Below are 2248 nucleotides of genomic sequence, written 5' to 3' on the forward strand. Positions count from 1 at the left end.
TCTCAATACAAACACGTGCGGTTGGCGATAACGGTAAGTCTTCACGACCTTTTAGCACTATCTGGTAATAAAGCTGAATATCTTGAGGGCTTAACGCTTTACTCAGCAGTTCAAGCTTCTCTGCGTCAGGCTGCGCTTTGTCTAAGGTAGACGGCAACGCTTGATACATGGCGAGACGATGAAGTTGAACAGCAAGTTGATTCAGTAAACCATCCCACTCTACGCCATTCTCAGCAAGGTTTTGGATACAAGCCATCGCCTCTTGAGGCTGCTTACTGCTAATAGCCTCAAGTAGATGGATCGCTTGATCAGTATCCAGTGTGCCAAGCATGTGCGCAACCGTATCAGTCACGACATTGCCGTTGCCTAATGCGATAGCTTGGTCTGTCAGGCTCAAAGCATCACGCATACTACCGTCGGCAGCATGAGCAATCATTCCAAGCGCACGAGACTCAGAGGTTACCTTCTCTTGTTCAAGAATATGGTCAAGCTGCTCGTGGATATTATCAACGCTGATCGGCTTAAGATGGAACTGCAGACAACGCGACAAGATAGTCACTGGCAGTTTTTGTGGATCGGTCGTTGCAAGCAAGAATTTCACATACTCAGGCGGCTCTTCTAACGTCTTTAGAAGCGCGTTGAAACTGTGCCTAGAAAGCATGTGTACTTCATCGATAAGGTAAACCTTAAAGCGACCACGCGCAGGTTTGTACTGCACATTGTCCAGAAGCTCGCGGGTATCTTCTACCTTGGTACGTGATGCCGCATCGATCTCTAGCAGGTCAACAAAGCGACCTTCATCGATCTCTTTACAAGTTGCACATTCACCACAAGGGGTTGAAGTAATGCCTGTTTCACAATTAAGTCCCTTAGCAAACAAGCGGCCGATGGTCGTTTTACCGACACCGCGAGTTCCACTAAATAGGTACGCATGGTGCAACCTATTTTGGCTAAGGGCATTCTCTAATGCTGTTAAAACATGGGCTTGACCAACCACTTCTTTGAATTTGGTTGGTCGCCATTTTCGCGCTAACGCAAGATAGCTCATGAATAATTCCGAAAAGGATTAGTGGCCGTCGAATTCGCAGATGCTAAACACTTCTAGACCTAAGCCTTCTAAGCGCTTGTCACCACCGATTTCTGGAAGATTAATTACAAATGCAGCGTGCTCTACCACACCACCAAGCTGACGAATCAACTTTGTTGTCGCTTCAATCGTACCGCCAGTTGCTAGTAGGTCATCAACCATCAGCACTTTATCGCCTTCAACGATAGCATCAGTATGAATTTCTAACGTGTCTGTGCCGTACTCAAGCTCATAAGATTGTGCCACAGTTTCACGAGGCAGTTTGCCCGGCTTACGCACAGGGATGAAGCCAACACCTAGCTCTAATGCTAAAGGCGCACCGAATAGGAAACCACGAGCTTCAGTACCAACGATCTTAGTAAAGCCCATGTCCTTGTATGTTTCCGCTAACAACTCGATAGTCGCTTTGTAAGCTGCTGGGTCTTCCATCAAGCTTGTTACGTCACGGAACAAAATACCCGCTTTAGGGTAATCAGGAATGCTTTTGATGCTTGCTTTGATCAGAGAGATTTTTTCTGTGTTCATAATCTTATGCACTTCATTAGGCCGCTTTCCAAACTCTGGTTAACGAATCAAACATCAACGCTTGAAATTAAGGAAAGGTACGATTGGTATTCATTGCAACGAGAGTCATAACTCTGATTGCTGAAATAATAAACGCCCGCTATACAAGCAGGCACACTGGCTTAATGGTAGTGATTTTCTTTGCTGTCAGCAACCAACTCATGAGTTGGAAGTCGCATAAACCATGTGAGAAGAATAACAAGTACACAAATTAGGAAAGCCTTGACCCAAATGAGTGGAGCAAAGTAGATAGATAACGCAAAACTCAACAAGATAAAGAATACGCCACGCGTTTTAACTTGCTTGGTGACAGCGCCGTGTTGGTACCAGTTTTCTAACAGAGGACCGAGCGTTTTATGCTCATGCATCCATTTGTGAACTTTTGGATTGCTTCGCATGAAACATGCGCTAGCAAGAAGAAGAAATGGAGTGGTTGGCAGAACGGGTAATACAATCCCTAAAACTGCAAGAAAGATACAAAGGCCACCAGCAATATTCAGGCTTAAAACTCGAACGCTAATTGTGGCCTCCTTGAGTTAGCTATCACCATTTGGCGACGACAGCTTAACTAAAATGTTGCGTAGCCATTAAATACAC

3 protein-coding genes are annotated in these 2248 nt (G+C 45.2%); all 3 read right to left on the minus strand.

From position 1 onward, the window contains the following. On the minus strand, positions 1–1048 hold a 1048-nt coding region (gene dnaX / locus BCT81_RS12680), incomplete at its 3' end, for a DNA polymerase III subunit gamma/tau (RefSeq protein WP_133152615.1). 18 nt (positions 1049–1066) lie between these two features. After that, positions 1067–1612, minus strand: a complete 546-nt coding sequence (apt, locus tag BCT81_RS12685; protein WP_004740646.1) for an adenine phosphoribosyltransferase — start codon at positions 1610–1612, stop codon at positions 1067–1069. Positions 1613–1773: 161 nt separating this feature from the next. Beyond that, positions 1774–2145 (minus strand): YbaN family protein, encoded by a 372-nt coding sequence (locus BCT81_RS12690; RefSeq protein ID WP_032498517.1) that lies wholly within the window; start codon positions 2143–2145, stop codon positions 1774–1776. Positions 2146–2248 lie beyond the last annotated feature (103 nt).

This window comes from Vibrio sp. 10N.261.52.A1, assembly GCF_002876325.1.
Taxonomy (GTDB): domain Bacteria; phylum Pseudomonadota; class Gammaproteobacteria; order Enterobacterales; family Vibrionaceae; genus Vibrio; species Vibrio chagasii.